Here is a 1,566-nt window from a genome sequence, read left to right as displayed (position 1 = left end):
GGCGAAGGCCGGGGCCACGGGGGCGGGGCCGTACACCGTTTCCAGCGCGGCGGCCACGCGCAGCATGTTCTGGTCCTTGAACTGGGGCGAGATGAGCTGCACGCCCACGGGCAGCTGCGTCTGGGCGCCGAGGCCCACCGGCAGGCTCATGCCGCCGTTGCCGGCGATATTGATGGAGATGGTGAACATGTCCGACAGGTACATGTCGGTGGGGTCGCTCACTTCGCCGAACGTGAACGCCGTGCGCGGCGACACGGGCGCGACGATGCAATCCACCTGCTCGTAGGCGCGCGCATAGTCCTGCGTGATGAGCGTGCGCACCTGCTGCGCCGGGTAGTAGTAGGTGTCGTACACACCTGCGGACAGAAGGTAGCTGCCCAGCATGATGCGGCGGCGCGCCTCGGGGCCGAAGCCCTTCGCGCGGCTGGCCTCGTACTGGCCGCCGAGGTCCTTGTGGCCCAAGTCGCAGTAGCCGTAGCGCACCGAGTCGAAGCGTGCGAGGTTGCTGAACGCCTCGCAGGGGCCCAGCACGTAGTAGGCGCTCATAGCGGCCTGGGCGTTGGGCAGCTCCACCTCCACGATGTCGGCGCCGAGCGCGCGCAGATGCTCCACGGCCTCCTCCACCTTGGCCTTCACCTCGTCGGTGAGACCCTGGGCTTCCATGAACGCGGGCACCACGCCGATGCGCATGCCCTTGACCCCCTCGGCGAGGTTCGCCGTGAAGTCGACGTCCAAGTCCTGGCTCGTGCAGTCCAGCACGTCGCGGCCGGCGATGGCGTTGAGCGCGAAAGCCGCATCCTCCACCGAGCGCGTGAACGGGCCCACCTGGTCCAGCGAGCTGCCGAAGGCCACCACGCCGTAGCGGCTGACCACGCCGTACGTGGGCTTGACGGCCACAGCGCCGCAGAAGCTGCCCGGCTGGCGGATGGAGCCGCCCGTGTCGCTGCCCAGCGTGATGGCGGCCAACCCCGCGCCCACGGCAGCGGCGCTGCCGCCCGACGAGCCGCCGGGCACGCGCGAGAGATCCCACGGATTCCTAGTGGAGCCGAACGCGCTCGTCTCCGTGGAAGAGCCGAACGCGAACTCGTCCATGTTGAGTTTGCCCAGCGGAATACCGCCGGCTTCGATGGTGCGCTGAACGCACGTGGCCGTGAAGGGCGACACGTAGTTCGCCAGCATCGCGGACGAGCACGTGGTGTGCGTGCCCTCCAGGTTCATGTTGTCTTTGAACGCCACGGGCACGCCGGCCAGCGGGCCGCACGCGTCCAGCGTACCGGCCGCGACGGCGGCGTCGAGCGCAGCCGCTTGTTGAAGCGCCAGCTGCTCGGTGGTTTCGAGGAACGCATGCGTCGCGCCGTCGAGCGCGCGCACGCGGGCGAGCGAGCTCTCGGCGATCTCGCGCGCCGAGAAGTCCTTGGAGGCGAGGCCCGCGCGGATCTCGCGCACGCCCATTGCGGCGAACACGGGTGCGGTTGCAGCCATCAGCGATCGCCCCCTTCGCCCAGAATCGAGGGGATCAAAAAGCAGCCGTCCTGCTGCTTCGGCGCGTTCTCCAGCGCCTCTCCC

General features: G+C 69.3%; 1 protein-coding gene. It reads right to left on the bottom strand.

Features of this window, described 5'->3' with window-relative positions; genetic code table 11:
* Positions 1-1,482, bottom strand: a 1,482-nt coding sequence (gene gatA, locus ACMO6A_RS02410) for an Asp-tRNA(Asn)/Glu-tRNA(Gln) amidotransferase subunit GatA (RefSeq protein ID WP_114513761.1), incomplete at its 3' end; no start/stop codon positions are given.
* Positions 1,483-1,566 lie beyond the last annotated feature (84 nt).

The organism is Eggerthella sp. (assembly GCF_048329335.1).
Classification (GTDB): domain Bacteria; phylum Actinomycetota; class Coriobacteriia; order Coriobacteriales; family Eggerthellaceae; genus Eggerthella; species Eggerthella lenta.
The sequence above is the reverse complement of the archived record's forward strand: the minus strand, read 5'-3'. Positions and strand labels throughout refer to the sequence as shown.